14 protein-coding genes are annotated in these 14,067 nt (G+C 62.7%); 9 read left to right on the plus strand and 5 right to left on the minus strand.

The features are described from left to right. Positions 1–530: 530 nt before the first annotated feature. Together CIW53_RS16725 and smpB are read right to left on the minus strand one after the other, a co-directional pair. Complete coding sequence (locus CIW53_RS16725; protein ID WP_149365865.1) at positions 531–1,085, minus strand: hypothetical protein; 555 nt, start codon at positions 1,083–1,085, stop codon at positions 531–533. 103 nt (positions 1,086–1,188) lie between these two features. Next, positions 1,189–1,680 (minus strand): SsrA-binding protein SmpB, encoded by a 492-nt coding sequence (smpB, locus tag CIW53_RS16730; RefSeq protein ID WP_149365866.1) that lies wholly within the window; start codon positions 1,678–1,680, stop codon positions 1,189–1,191. A gap of 83 nt (positions 1,681–1,763) precedes the next feature. Here smpB and CIW53_RS16735 point away from each other — a divergent pair, with 83 nt between their 5' ends. Both CIW53_RS16735 and CIW53_RS16740 read left to right on the plus strand, forming a co-directional pair. Continuing rightward, positions 1,764–2,195: a type II toxin-antitoxin system RatA family toxin gene (locus CIW53_RS16735; protein WP_149365867.1), complete on the plus strand. Its 432-nt coding sequence runs from the start codon at positions 1,764–1,766 to the stop codon at positions 2,193–2,195. Continuing rightward, positions 2,188–2,466 carry an RnfH family protein gene (locus CIW53_RS16740; protein ID WP_149365868.1) on the plus strand — a complete coding sequence of 93 codons (279 nt, stop codon included), beginning with the start codon at positions 2,188–2,190 and terminating at the stop codon, positions 2,464–2,466. The genes CIW53_RS16735 and CIW53_RS16740 overlap by 8 nt, the downstream gene beginning before the upstream one ends. 11 nt (positions 2,467–2,477) lie before the next feature. On the opposite strand, the gene bamE is transcribed toward CIW53_RS16740, so the two are convergent. Continuing rightward, the gene (gene bamE, locus CIW53_RS16745) at positions 2,478–2,936 is read right to left on the minus strand and encodes an outer membrane protein assembly factor BamE (protein WP_149365869.1); all 459 of its coding nucleotides are present in this window, start codon (positions 2,934–2,936) and stop codon (positions 2,478–2,480) included. Between the two features lie 76 nt (positions 2,937–3,012). Here bamE and fur point away from each other — a divergent pair, with 76 nt between their 5' ends. Continuing rightward, on the plus strand, positions 3,013–3,435 hold the full coding sequence (fur, locus tag CIW53_RS16750; RefSeq protein ID WP_149365870.1) for a ferric iron uptake transcriptional regulator: 423 nt from the start codon (positions 3,013–3,015) through the stop codon (positions 3,433–3,435). 324 nt (positions 3,436–3,759) lie between these two features. On the opposite strand, the gene CIW53_RS16755 is transcribed toward fur, so the two are convergent. Then, on the minus strand, positions 3,760–5,358 hold the full coding sequence (locus tag CIW53_RS16755) for an MASE1 domain-containing protein (RefSeq protein WP_149365871.1): 1,599 nt from the start codon (positions 5,356–5,358) through the stop codon (positions 3,760–3,762). Between the two features lie 107 nt (positions 5,359–5,465). On the opposite strand from CIW53_RS16755, the gene CIW53_RS16760 reads away from it, so the two are divergent. Continuing rightward, positions 5,466–6,101, plus strand: a complete 636-nt coding sequence (locus tag CIW53_RS16760; RefSeq protein WP_149365872.1) for a response regulator transcription factor — start codon at positions 5,466–5,468, stop codon at positions 6,099–6,101. Between the two features lie 31 nt (positions 6,102–6,132). On the opposite strand, the gene recN is transcribed toward CIW53_RS16760, so the two are convergent. Beyond that, positions 6,133–7,806 carry a DNA repair protein RecN gene (recN, locus tag CIW53_RS16765; protein ID WP_149365873.1) on the minus strand — a complete coding sequence of 558 codons (1,674 nt, stop codon included), beginning with the start codon at positions 7,804–7,806 and terminating at the stop codon, positions 6,133–6,135. A 286-nt stretch (positions 7,807–8,092) separates the two neighbouring features. On the opposite strand from recN, the gene hrcA reads away from it, so the two are divergent. The 5 genes from hrcA (at position 8,093) to dapB (ending at position 13,958) form a co-directional block, all read left to right on the plus strand. After that, positions 8,093–9,154, plus strand: a complete 1,062-nt coding sequence (gene hrcA, locus CIW53_RS16770) for a heat-inducible transcriptional repressor HrcA (RefSeq protein ID WP_149365874.1) — start codon at positions 8,093–8,095, stop codon at positions 9,152–9,154. A gap of 79 nt (positions 9,155–9,233) precedes the next feature. Next, the gene (gene grpE, locus CIW53_RS16775) at positions 9,234–9,767 is read left to right on the plus strand and encodes a nucleotide exchange factor GrpE (protein ID WP_149365875.1); all 534 of its coding nucleotides are present in this window, start codon (positions 9,234–9,236) and stop codon (positions 9,765–9,767) included. A 142-nt stretch (positions 9,768–9,909) separates the two neighbouring features. After that, positions 9,910–11,841 carry a molecular chaperone DnaK gene (gene dnaK / locus CIW53_RS16780; RefSeq protein ID WP_149365876.1) on the plus strand — a complete coding sequence of 644 codons (1,932 nt, stop codon included), beginning with the start codon at positions 9,910–9,912 and terminating at the stop codon, positions 11,839–11,841. 131 nt (positions 11,842–11,972) lie between these two features. Further along, the gene (gene dnaJ, locus CIW53_RS16785) at positions 11,973–13,100 is read left to right on the plus strand and encodes a molecular chaperone DnaJ (protein WP_149365877.1); all 1,128 of its coding nucleotides are present in this window, start codon (positions 11,973–11,975) and stop codon (positions 13,098–13,100) included. A gap of 57 nt (positions 13,101–13,157) precedes the next feature. Continuing rightward, complete coding sequence (dapB, locus tag CIW53_RS16790; protein WP_149365878.1) at positions 13,158–13,958, plus strand: 4-hydroxy-tetrahydrodipicolinate reductase; 801 nt, start codon at positions 13,158–13,160, stop codon at positions 13,956–13,958. The last annotated feature ends 109 nt before the right edge of the window (positions 13,959–14,067 follow it).

The following is a 14,067-nucleotide window of genomic DNA, read 5'->3' on the forward strand; positions in this document are numbered from 1 at the left end:
GGCTGACGGGTTAGGCCGACGGCCTCCCGCTTGAACTCGTCGCTGAACTTTCTTCGCTTGGACATGACACTCCTTTTTGACCATGATCGGTCTTCTTAGAAGTGTCCGCGTTAACGGGGTAGAACCCATTGCATACGACGGAGGCGGATGTACGCAGCGCAAACCGTTTATTGAATGCATTGGTTCCAGGCCTGTCGCTATATTCATTCCGCCACGCCGTTGGCTCGGACCTTAAGGCGGGGATTGAAGATGGCACCACCACTCCCAGCGAAGCGGCCGCCTTCATGGGGCACCGCTCAACCGCCAGCCTTCACGCATACGGCCACAAGCGGTCAGGAAGGGGAAAGGGATACAAGGCCAGAGCCGATGACGCTTTCGCCATTAAAATCGTTCCACACAAAGCATTCCAACCAGCCCAAGGCGTCCCTACTTTTCCACCGCGACCATCGGAACGACCTGCAACGCGGGTCACGGCTCAAGGTTGGGCAAGTTTTCCTACTCCGAAGCCAAGCCCCTAGCTGGCTACGATTTTATTTGTCTTGCTTCGGGCTGCCCTGATGAACATTGACTATCACATTCACTGAGGAGTTCGCGGCAGCGTTGACGATGGTTTTTATCTCCGCGTCTGAGTTCGGTAACTGCGTGCCGTCTATCTCCGATTTCTCAGATCTATACTTTTTCAACAAGGCCGTGAACCAATCGGCGAATACCTTGATGGCCACGCCCTCGCCAATGTGGACAATCACTTGGAGGATGCTGGACGCATCGTCAAATGTCGGGACACTCTTGGTCTGATAGGTGCCGAGCTTTTGCCTGTGAGCACCCATGTCGTCGACCGTGACCGTGACCCCAGGGAAACCATTCTGTAAAAGAGCCTGAACGATCTCTATTCTGTCAGCCTTAAGCCTGAAACTCCCCATCGTCGCTTTCCTTACTCGCGGATTCCAACCAATCGTACCTCTGTAAGCATCGCTTGAGCGCACGCAGCCTTGGAATCTTGCCAGCCTTGGTGTGGTACCCTTGTAGGTATCAAGTGAGGTATCACGAGCGTTGTCGAGTTCTGAATTGCTTGAGAGAAAAATCAAGTAAAATCAGCACTTGGCGAATGTTGGGGAAAGGCTCCCGCCACCTCCACCAATTAAAAGCCCCTGATTTATCGGGGGCTTTCTTGGTTTTGTCGGATGTGATTCAGGCGCTGCGGTTGTGCGAGCGCATGGTGCGCTGTTTCTCGATCTGCCAGTCGCGCTGCTTTTCGGTATCGCGTTTGTCGTGTTCCTGTTTGCCGCGGGCGAGGCCGATCTCGACCTTGACCTTGTTGCCCTTCCAATACATCGCGGTGGGCACCAGGGTGTAGCCCTTGCGTTCGACGGCACCAACCAGTTGATCTATTTCCTTGCGATGCAGCAGCAGTTTGCGGGTGCGTCGATCTTCGGCGATGACGTGGGTGGATGCGCTGATCAACGGCGGGATGGAGGTGCCGATCAGGAATATCTCGTTTTTCAGGACGACCGCGTAGCTGTCGCCGAAGTTGATCCGTCCGGCGCGCAGTGCCTTCAATTCCCAACCCTGCAGGGCGATGCCGGCCTCGAATCGCTGGTCGATGTGGTACTCGAAACGGGAGCGCTTGTTGAGCGCGATCGTGCCGCTGCCCTTGTTGTCCTTGTCCTTCGTTTTGGCCATGTCCGTTAAACTCGGGCTTTGTTGCCCTGATGTTGGTCCGGCCGCATGTCGGGCCAAGCCAAGCGTGATGTGAAGAGGTTGCCGTGATCGAAATCCGCCGCAGCGCGTTGGTGAAGTATTCGCCGGCGCAGATGTTCGACCTGGTCAATGAGGTTGAAGCATACCCAAAGCGTTTCTCCTGGTGTGCTGGTGCCAGGATCATCGAGCGTCGGGATAATGTGCTGGTGGCGCAGCTGGATCTCCGGTTCGCCGGGTTCCGGCAGAGTTTCACTACGCGCAATACAGTGGATCCGCCAAGGCGCCTGAAGATGGATCTGGTCGAGGGGCCCTTCCGTACGCTCGAAGGCGTGTGGGATTTCGTTGCCTTGGGCGATGCAGGTTGCAAGGTCGCTTTTGCGCTGGACTTCGACTATGCCGGTCGGCTTGGTGGCGGAGCGTTGAAGCTTGGTTTTCAAGGCTTGGCGGGGCGCATGGTGGACGATTTTTGCCGCGAGGCCGAGCGTGTGTATGGCTGATCGCACGATTGCCGTGACCGTGGTTTATGCCGAGGCCGACTGGCACGTTTTGCGACGGCTGGAACTGCCCGCCGGGAGCACGGTGATGCAGGCGATCGACGCGTCGGGAATAGCCGCCGTGCTCCCGGACGGTGCAATCGACGGTCGACGTCTGGGCATCTTCGCGCACAGGGTGCAGCCGGATCGGATAGTGCACGAAGGCGACCGGATAGAGATTTTCCGGCCGCTCCTGCTGGATCCGATGGAGGCGCGCCGACGACGCGCCGGTTGAAGCGTCGCCCGTCAGTGGCCTGGGTCGTTGTCCTTGCCGAAGCCACCGTCATCCTTGCGGTCGTTCGGGGTCTTGCTCTTGTCGCCTTCCGTCTCGTTGACAGGATAGTCGGCGTGGTACTTCTTGCTGTCCTTGACCAATTGCTGCGCATCCTGGGCAAAGAAGTCACCCTCGGTACGTACCAGCGTGTCGTTGTTGAAGGTCAGCGTGAACGTACGCACTTTGAGCTTGCCGCCACGATGCGACTGGGTCGACACGTAATCCCAGCGACTGTGGTCGAACGGGGAGGTCACTGACGGGGTGCCCATCAACACCAGTACCTGGTGTTTGGTCATGCCGGGTTTGAGCTGATCCACCATTTTCTTGTCGAGCAGATTGCCTTGCTGCACATCGGGCGTGTAGACGATGTGGCAGCCGGCGATGGAGAGCGCCAGCATGGCGAAAACCAGCAGGGTGATCAGCTTTTGCATGCGTGTTGCGTCCGGGTCGTAAAGGTGTCGGATGATACACTACCGGCTTGGCGACGCCGTGCGCGGGGTGTGGGTTATGGAACAGGAAACCAAAGAGCTGCGCCGGGTCGGTCTCAAGGTGACCCATCCGCGCATGCGCATCTTGCAGATATTCGACGAGGAGGGTGTGCAGCATCTCACCGCCGAAGACGTCTACAAGAAACTGCTTGCCCACCAGGAGGACATTGGCCTGGCCACGGTGTATCGCGTGCTGACCCAGTTCGAGGCGGCAGGCATCATCGTCAAGCACAACTTCGAGGGCGGTCAGGCCGTCTATGAACTCGATCGTGGCAAGCATCATGACCACATGATTGATGTGGACAGCGGGAAAGTGATTGAGTTCGTCAGCGAGGAAATCGAGCGCCTGCAGCACGAAATCGCCGCGCGGCACGGTTATGTGATCGAAGATCACAGCCTGGTGTTGTATGTGCGACCGAAACAGCACTCACGGAAAAGTTGAGTCTGTGCGGCGCGCCACGCCTGGTTGCGCAGGGAGCGCGCCCTTGCACGTCATGCTGAACCTTGAACGACGCGCATAAAAAAGCCGCGAGGAGGACTCCTGTCCGCCCGCGGCTGCTCCTCTACCTGTTCCGCCTCGGCCCGCGAAATGTTTCGCGATTGCCCCGGAGTGGTATCCAGGTAGTGGCAAAACGGCATCCTGCCGTTGTTTCAGCGCCCACCGTCCCCACGGCGACGCTGATCCACCATCCTGCGATGGTGGCTCCCCCACATCGATGGGAAGGAGCGTAACGAGGTTTTCACGTTTCCGGTATCGGAAAAATTCCTAGTCTTGTTCACACGCCTCGGCAACGGTGTTGTTGCCCCGCAGCAAAATGCGCAAGTGCACGCCGGCATGATCGGGACGCAAGCGAAACTGACCGCCGAGCGAGGTGACCCGATCGCGCATCCCTTGCAAGCCGCGGCCGCCACGGGGCAGTCGGTTGGGCAGGCCGGTGCCGTCGTCGCGCAGGTCGAGCACGGCCAGCGCGATCCCGCGGCGTTCGCCGATACGCAGGCGTAGTCGGAATTCGCCGGCCTGTGCATGTTTGACCGCATTGGTCGCGCTTTCCTGGACCAGCCGATAGATGGCGGTACGGGTATCGTCATCGAGAAGCCGGGGATCACCGTGCAACTCCGTGTGATAGACCATGCCGGCGGCATTCAGCAGATCACGGATCGGACCTTCGTCGAGCGCGCGAAGCAGGCCGAATTCGTCCAGGACGGCCGGTCGCAAATCGTCCAACAGCCGATGCAGCGCACGTCGCATATGCGCCAGGATGGCATTGATCGACGTGCTGATGTCTTCCATGCCGGCCTGAAGCAGTCTGGCTTGAGCCAGTTTCACGTGGGTCTGGATGGCGGTGATGTTCTGACCCAGTTCGTCGTGCAGTTCGGCGGCCAGATGCCGGCGCTGGTTTTCATCCGCCTGCAGATTGCCACGAGCGGCCCCCCGCAATTGTTGGGCGAGCTGATCCAGGCGGCGGTTGACCGCACCCAGGTAGACGTTCTGCTCCGCTACCCGTTTGCTGCTGCGGCGCAACGCGTCGGTGGCCGAGCCCAGCATCAGTGCGCCAGTACCCGCAACGGCCAGGAACAAGTAGGCGGCTGCGCCAGAAGGGGCGTGGCCCAAATGCCGGTCGACCATCGTCATGCCGAGACTGGAGATGATCATCGCCAGACTTGCGCCGCGCCAGCCGTGACGAAACGCGAAAAACAAGACCGGGGCGAGCGACAGGACGCGGGCAAACTGCGGCTGTGGCGCGGCCTGTTCTGACAGCACCAGCAAGATCGTCATCGAGGGCAGCATGACCAGCAACCCGTCCATGAGCAGGCTGGTCAGTGCCCTCCGTTCGATCTTGGTGCGAAGCACCATGATCATCAATGGCGCGATCAGCAGGATGCCAAGGTAGTGGCTCAGCAACTCCTCGCCGAGTACCCGCATCATCAGTTCGGATGATGCGGGCAAATTGATCAGCGCCAGCAGGGCTGCGTCGACGACGGTGGTCGCGGTAACCACGAGGATCACCGACAGCAGCATCCGAGTCACTTCCTGCGGACTGTGCAAGCTGGCATGCAGGTTGAACTGGCGCAGCAGCCACAAGCTGGCCGCCATCACCAGCGGCTCGGGGAATTCATTGATCGCAAAACCGAGCCAGCCTCCGCGCAATCCGTGGGTCAGGTCGATACCTGCGGTGACGGCAAGTTCTGCACCGAGCAGCCAGCCCCAATAGCGCACAGGAGCGAGCAGCAACGCGCCGAAGCGCAGGCCATAGGGCAGCATCCAGAACGGCTGCACGGTGGGCCACAGCAGCAACCAGAACACCAGGTAGCCCGTCGCGAGCAACGGGCCGGAATCGGGGAGCTGGAATGATTTCAGGCGCATGTGCCGATGGTACATGTGTGTTCGCACGCGTGACTCGGGATAGGCGTGGGCACCAATGATCGAGGATGGACGTGCATAAATGATGGATCAATGTGTAAAGTAGCGCGATGTACAGCATCGTTCTGGTCGATGACCACGCCATCGTTCGCGAAGGGTTCAAACGATTGATCGAGATGGAGCCCGATCTCGATGTCGTGGCCGAGTGCCGCAGTGCTGATGATGCGGTCGAGGCGGTCGGTCACTGGCGTCCCGATTTGGTGGCGCTGGACCTTACCCTGCCTGACGGCAGCGGACTCCCCCTCATCGAGCACCTGCTCAGCGTATCCACGCAGACGCGTGTGGTGGTGTTGAGCATGCACGACGGCGAGCCTTACGTGTCCGAGGCCTTGCGTCGCGGCGCCAGTGGCTACGTCACCAAGGGTGTGGCACCAGAGGAACTGGTGGCGGGCCTTCGTGCCGTCATGCAAGGCGAGTGCTTCCTGAGTTCCGATCTTTTGCAGCGCCGGGCGGATCGGCCGAATGCGGCGCTGGATCCGATCAACCGTCTGACCGCGCGCGAACGCGAGGTTTTTCTGTTGCTCGCCGGTGGTCGCGCGCCAAAGCAGGTGGCGGGGGAATTGGGAATCGGCCAGAAGACCGTCTACATCCATCGCGCCAGCCTGATGGGCAAGCTCGGGGCCGGGTCGGAGCTGGATCTGTACCGGATGGCCACCGAACGGGGACTGCTGCCGCCCAGCGGGTGAGCAGGACGGTTGGCATGTTGGGGCGCGTGTTTCAGGCGGTCTGCGCGCGCTCCAGCATCTGCTTCGCGTGAGCTCGTGTCTCGCGGGTGATCTCGACACCGCCCAGCATGCGCGCCAGTTCATCGCGCCGGCCGCGGGCATCGAGTCGGTCGATCCGCGTAAGGGTGGAATCGCCATCGCTGTGCTTGCTGACGCGCAGGTGTGCGTGGCCCTGTGCCGCCACTTGTGGCAGATGGGTGACGCAAAGCACCTGGCGTTGCCCGCCCAACGCACGCAATTTTTGCCCGACCACTTCGGCCACGGCGCCGCCGATGCCGGAGTCAACCTCATCGAAAATCATGCTGCCGACGGTGTCCTTGCCCAGCGTTGCCACCTCGATCGCAAGACTTATGCGGGCCAGTTCGCCGCCGGACGCAACCTTGCGCAATGGCCGCGGTGGCTGGCCGGGGTTGGCGCTGACCAGCAGCTCGCAGCGCTCCTGACCCTGCGGATCCGGTTCATCGCCGGCGACCGCCTCCAATTCGACGCGCAAAATCCCGCCCGCCATGCCCAGTTCGCCCATCAGCGTGCTGACTTCGTCACCAAGTTGGCTGGCCGCTGCTGTACGTGACTGGCTCAGGCGGGCTGCAGCGTCGGCATAGTCGAGTTGCAGTCGCTGGCGTTGTGCGGCAAGTCGTTCGAGTGCGTCGCCGGCGCCTTCGAGTTCGGCCAGTTCGATGCGCAATTCAGCCAGCTTGTCATGCAGCTCGGGTACGGGCAAACGATGCCGGCGCGACAAATCATGCAAGCGTGCCAGGTGGTTGTCGACTTCGGTGTAGCGTTCCGGATCCAGGTCGACATCCTGCGCATACCGTCCCAGACCATCGGCGGCTTCGCCAAGCTCGATGCCGGCGTTGTCCAGCAGTTCCAGCAGCGGTGTCAGCTTGTCGTCGAGCGCAGCGAGCTTGCCCAGTTCGGCATGGGCGCGACCAAGCGCGCGGCGCAATGCGAACTCACCGTCACCGTCGAGCAGTTCGACGACTCCGGCGGTGCCTTCGGCGAGTCGTCCGGCGTTGGCAAGGCGTTTGTGGCTGGCCTCAAGGTCGGTCAACTCCGGGGTTGGCAGCGCCCACTTTTCCAGCTCGGTGATCTCGTGACGCAGCAACTCGATGCGTTGGTCGCGATTTTCGCCACCGCTCAACTTGAGTATGCGGACGCCGAGTTCGCGCCATTTCAGGGCGCTTTCCCGCACCTGTTCCAGCACGCCATCGTGTGCGGCGTAGGCATCAAGCAGCGCCAGTTGATGCGAGCGCGAGAGCAGTGCCTGGTGCTCATGCTGCCCGTGGATCTCGACCAGCAGCGAGGCGAGATCGCCCAGTTGGCGGGCGTTGGCGGGGCGGCCGTTGATCCATGCCTTGGAACTGCCCTCGGCACGGATCACCCGACGCAACTGGCAGCCGCCTTCTTCGTCGAGTTCCTCGCGCTGAAGCCATTCGCGGGCCAGTGGCAATTCGGTCAGATCAAACTCCGCGGCGAGTTCGGCGCGATCACTGCCGGTGCGCACCACGCCACTGTCGGCGCGGGCACCGGCCAGCAGCATCAAGGCATCGACCAGCAGCGACTTGCCGGCGCCGGTTTCACCGCTGACTACGGTCAGGCCAGGCCCGAATGCAATCTCGGCGGCTTCGACGACGGCAAAATGGCGGACGTAGAGCGAAGTTAGCATGGGCAGGCAAATGATGAGGTGGATGGATTGTAGCGGCAGCCCGGGGTGGCAGGAGCCCGGACGGTGCAAACCGGTTGAGCGAGGCGATCCCGAGCCGACCCTTTCGATTCCTTGAGCGCCTGGCCCTGGTCTACCGGTCAAGATGAGTGCTCGCCAAAAGGGGCGAAGTCCCGGCCGCCTGCGTTCCCGCCGCCGGCCTCAGGAAGTATCGCCACTTGCAAGCTACGCGCGCAGACCTTATTTCTGTCGGGTCTCAAGGATTGCTACACATGGGTCACCTCAGCGCATGATCAACCCGCCTCGCCACGACCTCGACGCCCGCGCGCGCCGCCTGTTGCGCACGCTGATCGCCCAGTATCTGGTTGATGGCGAACCGGTCGGTTCGCGCACGTTGTCGCGCTCGTCGGGGCTGGATGTGAGCCCGGCGACGATCCGCAACATCATGGCCGACCTCGAGGATGCCGGCCTGGTCGCCTCGCCGCATACCTCGGCCGGGCGGGTGCCGACGCCACGGGGACTGCGCCTGTTCGTCGACAGCCTGATCGAACTGCAGCCGCTGCCGCACGACGACATGGCGCGCCTGCAGCGCGAGCTGCCGCCGGGGCCGACGACCACGCTGGACTTGCTCGGCAACGTGTCGACCCTGTTGTCGGCGATGACCCGTTTCGCCGGCGTGGTCACGGTACCGCGCCAAGCCGACTTCCCGCTGCGGCATATCGACTTCGTGGCACTGCCGGACGCGCGCGTGCTGGTGATCCTGGTATTCACCGACAACCAGGTGCAGAACCGCATCGTGCAACTCGCCAAGCCGCTCGACGCCCGCGAGCTTGAGCAGGCGGCCAATTATCTGAACACCCAGTTCGCCGGCCTGCGCGTGGACGACATCCGCACGCGGTTGCTGGCCGAGTTGCGCGAAACCGGCAGCGAGCTCAACCGGTTGTTGGCCAGCACGATGGAACTGGCCACGGCCTCGTTTGCGCCGCAGGCGGGCGGCAGCGACGTGCTGGTCAGCGGCCAGACCAACCTGATGGCGTATTCGGAGCTGGCCGACCTGGTGCGCCTGCGCGAACTGTTCGATGCGTTCCAGCAGAAGAACGAGTTGCTGCAGCTGATGGAAGTTTGCGCCAAGGCTCCCGGTGTGCGGCTGTTCATCGGCGAGGAATCCGGTTTCACCGCGCTCGATGGTTGCAGCGTGGTGACCGCCAGCTACGGCGCGCAAGGGCGGGTGCTGGGCGCGGTCGGAGTGATTGGCCCGACCCGTATGGCCTACGAGCGGGTGATCCCGGTGGTGCAGGCCACCGCCGGATTGCTCAGCGATGCCTTGAATCGCGTCGCCACGACCCTATAACCGCTGCGGGAAGCGGGGGTTTTCACATCAATAACGGTCGGCTCACATGCCGGCCACGAACTTTGCTCTGGAGTGATGCATGCAGAACAACGATCCGCAGTCGCCGGGAGAGACGCCGGTACAGGGCCAGCCCGGCGAGTCCGTGACGGCCGAGCTGGAAAACCTGCAGGCGCGCGTGGCGGAGCTGGAGGCAAACAACGCCGAGTTGCGCGAGACGGTTCTGCGCGAGCATGCGGAACTGGAGAACCAGCGTCGGCGATTGCACCGCGATCTCGAACAGGCGCGCCGTTTCGCCAACGAGAAGCTGCTGAACGAATTGCTCCCGGTTTACGATGGACTGGAGAGTGGCCTGGCGGTCGAGGGGGGTGACCTGGCGTCGATGCGCGAAGGTCTCAACCTGACCTTGAAGGCATTGCTGAAGGTCGGCGAAAACCACGGCATGTCCCAGGTTAACCCGCTCGGTCAGCCGCTCGACCCGGAGCGCCACCATGCGGTGAGCATGGTGGAAGCGCCGGGCCAGCAACCCGGCACCGTGGTCGGCGTGCTGCAGAAGGGCTATGTGCTGAACGATCGCCTGCTGCGTCCGGCATTGGTCGCCGTGGCGAAAGACTGAACTTCCTCGTCGGGCGCGCCTGAACGGCGCACCGGCATGCGCATTCGGGGATCCTGCCGGCATTGAATCGCCAGAGCAGGCCCCCCATCTGAAAATCATCGCGGCCGCGGGGGCCGCAAGAATACTTTAGGAGAGCATACACATGGGTAAGATCATCGGTATCGACCTGGGCACGACCAATTCCTGCGTGTCTGTCATGGATGGCAGCACGACCAAGGTCATCGAAAACTCGGAAGGTGATCGCACCACGCCGTCCATCGTCGCCTTCAACAAGGACGGCGAAGTGCTGGTGGGTGCCTCGGCCAAGCGCCAGAGCGTGACCAATCCGAAAAACACCTTCTACGCGGTGAAGCGCCTGATCGGCCGCAAGTTCACCGACGCCGAGGTGCAGAAAGACCTGCATATCGTGCCGTACGCCATCGTCGCGCACGACAACGGCGACGCCTGGGTGCAGACCTCCGACGGCAAGAAGATGGCTCCGCAGGAAATCGCCGCCAAGGTGTTGATGAAGATGAAGAAGACCGCCGAGGATTATCTCGGCGAGACGATCACCGAAGCGGTGATCACGGTCCCGGCGTACTTCAACGACAGCCAGCGCCAGGCCACCAAGGACGCCGGCAAGATCGCCGGGCTCGACGTCAAGCGCATCATCAACGAGCCGACCGCCGCTGCGCTGGCCTATGGTCTGGACAAGAAGGGCGGCGACCGCAAGATCGCGGTTTACGACCTCGGCGGCGGCACCTTCGACGTTTCGATCATCGAGATCGCCGAAGTCGACGGCGAGAAGCAGTTCGAAGTGCTGGCCACCAACGGCGACACCTTCCTTGGCGGCGAGGACTTCGACATGCGCGTCATCGACTACCTCGTCGACGAGTTCAACAAGGAGCAGGGCATCGACCTGCGCAAGGATCCGCTGGCGTTGCAGCGCCTGAAGGACGCGGCCGAGCGCGCCAAGATCGAGCTGTCCACCAACCATCAGACCGACGTGAACCTGCCCTACGTGACGGCCGACGCGTCGGGCCCGAAGCATCTCAACATCAAGTTGACCCGGGCCAAGCTCGAGTCGCTGGTGGAAGAGCTGGTCAAGCGCACCATCGAGCCGTGTCGCACGGCGCTGAATGATGCAGGCCTGCGCGTGTCCGACATCGACGACGTGATCCTGGTCGGCGGCCAGACCCGCATGCCGAAAGTGCAGGAGTCGGTGAAGGACTTCTTCGGCAAGGATCCGCGCAAGGACGTCAACCCGGACGAGGCCGTCGCCGTGGGCGCGGCGATCCAGGGCGGCGTGCTGGGCGGTTCGGTCAAGGACGTGCTGCTGCTCGACGTCACCCCGCTGTCGCTGGGCATCGAGACGATGGGCGGCGTGATGACCAAGCTGATCGAGAAGAACACCACGGTGCCGACCAAGGCCTCGCAGACCTTCTCCACCGCCGACGACAACCAGACCGCGGTGACTGTGCACGTGCTGCAGGGCGAGCGCGAGCGTGCCAGCGCGAACAAGTCGCTGGGCAAGTTCGACCTGCAGGGCATCGACCCGGCGCCGCGCGGCATGCCGCAGATCGAGGTCACCTTCGACATCGACGCCAACGGCATCCTGCACGTGTCGGCCAAGGACAAGAAGACCGGCAAGGAACAGAAGATCGAGATCAAGGCCGGTTCGGGCCTGTCCGACGAGGAGATCCAGCGGATGGTCGCCGACGCCGAGGCGAACAAGGAAGAGGACAAGAAGTTCCACGAGCTCGTCGCCACGCGCAACAAGGCCGATCAGCTGGTGCACGCGACCCGCAGCGCGCTGAAGGAACACGGCGGCAAGGTGCCGGCCGATCAGCTCAGCAGCATCGAGGGCGCGTTGTCCGATCTGGAGAAGGTCAAGGACGGCGATGACAAGGCTGCGATCGAGTCGAAGGTCGAGAAACTGGAGCAGGTGGCGCAGGCGCTGTATGCAGCAGCGCAGGGCGGAGACGCCACATCATCCGGTGCCGGGGCGCAACAATCCGCGCCGGGCGGCGGTTCGGCCCAGCCGGACGACGTGGTCGACGCCGAGTTCACCGAAGTGAAGGACGACAAGCAATAATCGGTCATGTCATCGGCACGGCCGATGGACCAGCCCGTGCCGGGAATTCTCCCGGCACGGGCTGTTTGTTGAATGGCAAGCAGGGAATTCTTGTTTCCTGCGGGGGCGCGACAAGCAGTGTGGATGCATGAATGAGCAAGCGTGACTACTACGAAGTGCTGGGCGTCGAGCGCAGCGTCAGCGATGTCGAGCTGAAGAAATCCTTCCGTCGACTGGCGATGAAATACCATCCGGACCGGTGTCCGGACGATCCAGCCGCGCAGGACAAGTTCAAGGAGGCCAAGGAAGCCTACGAGGTGCTGTCCGACGCGCAAAAGCGCGCAATGTACGACCAGCACGGCCACGCTGCCTTTGAGCACGGCATGGGCGGTCGTGGCGGCGCCGGTTTTGGCGATGTCGGAGACATTTTCGGAGACATTTTCGGCGATATCTTCGGCAGGAGCGGTGGCGGTCGCGGCCGTCCGCGGCGTGGCTCCGACCTGCGTTACATCATGGAGCTCGACCTGGAAGAGGCCGTCTTTGGCGTCAGCCGGCAGATCGAAGTGCCGACCCAGGTCAACTGTCATCATTGCAACGGCAGCGGTTCGGAAGACGGCAAGACCAGCAAGTGCAAGACCTGCCATGGCCATGGCCAGGTACGCATGCAGAACGGCATCTTCTCGATCCAGCAGGCCTGTCCGCATTGCGGCGGCACCGGGCAGGCGATCGAAAAACCATGCAGGAAGTGTCACGGCGAAGGTCGGATCGAGGAAACCCGCACACTGTCGGTACAGATCCCCGAGGGGGTCGACAATGGCGATCGCATCCGCTTGACCGGGCAGGGCGAAGCAGGCCCGTCCGGCGCGCCGGCTGGCGATTTGTACGTGGAAGTGCGCGTGCGCGAGCATGCGATCTTCCAGCGCGAGGGCAGTGATCTTTATTGCGAGCTGCCGATCCGGTTTTCGCAAGCTGCATTGGGCTCCGAGTTGCCCGTGCCGACGCTGGAGGGCGAGGTGCCGATCAGCATCCCGCCGGAGACCCAGACCGGCACCCAGTTCCGTCTGCGTGGCCGTGGCGTCAAGTCGGTGCGCAGCAGCCGTCACGGCGACCTGATCTGCCGCGTGGTGGTGGAGACGCCGGTGCGACTGACCAGACAGCAGCGCGAATTGCTGGAATCGCTGGAGGCCACGTTCGACAGCAGCGATGCCGGCAAGCACACCCCGCGCGCCAAGAGCTGGGTCGATGGGGTGAAGCAGTTCTGGTCGAAGGTCACCGCGTGAGGCTCGCAGCCCGCGTGGCAGCATGTGGCAATCGACGGTCTTGACTGGAGCATACCGATGACCGGACCCGTTCGCCTCGCCATCAACGGTGCTTCCGGCCGGATGGGTCGTGCCCTGCTGGAACTGCTCGGCGGCGATGGCCGTTTCGAGTTGGTGCATGCGGTGGTGGCACCCGGTTCGGCCCACGACGGGAAACCCGTCTTCGTCGGCACCGCGGGCTCGTTGCGTTATGCACACGACTGGACGCAAGCGCCTCCACTGGATGTCATCATCGACTTCAGCGGTCCGGCGGCCCTTGCACCCGCACTCGATCACTGTCTGGCGCACCACTCGGCGCTGGTAAGCGGTACCACCGGCATCGATACGGAACTGGAGGCGCGACTTTCCGACGCCGGCAGGAGCATCGCCATCCTGCGTGCCGCCAACTTCAGTCTCGGCGTGGCGGTATTGACCCGATTGCTGCGCTCAGCCGCTGCTGCACTGCCGGCATGGGATGTGGAAATCGTCGAAGCGCATCACAACCGCAAACGGGACGCGCCTTCCGGCACCGCGCTCGCGCTCGGTCAAGCTGCCGCCGCTGCACGCGATACCACACTGGAAGCCACAGCGGTGTACAACCGCGGACACCAAGCGGGCGAACGGGCCGAAGGCAGCATCGGATTTGCGGTGGTGCGTGGCGGCGATATCGTCGGCGAACACACCGCCATGCTGATCGGGCAGGGCGAGCGGCTGGAGTTGGGCCATCGCGCCACGGATCGTTCGATCTTTGCGCGCGGCGCCTTGCAGGCGGCGTATTGGCTGGCGGGTCGAGTCCCCGGGCAATGGCAACTGGACGATGTGATTTCCAGCCCGGTTTGAGCCCGCCAGCGTGGTTCGCGCAGCATCGTGCATCACTGCCGGGAGGGCGTCGGCGATTATTTGGGGAGCCGCTGGGTGACGTGTCCGCCGCCTTCGTGATGGGGGCACT

This window comes from Rhodanobacter sp. T12-5 (genome assembly GCF_008329435.1).
GTDB lineage: Bacteria > Pseudomonadota > Gammaproteobacteria > Xanthomonadales > Rhodanobacteraceae > Rhodanobacter.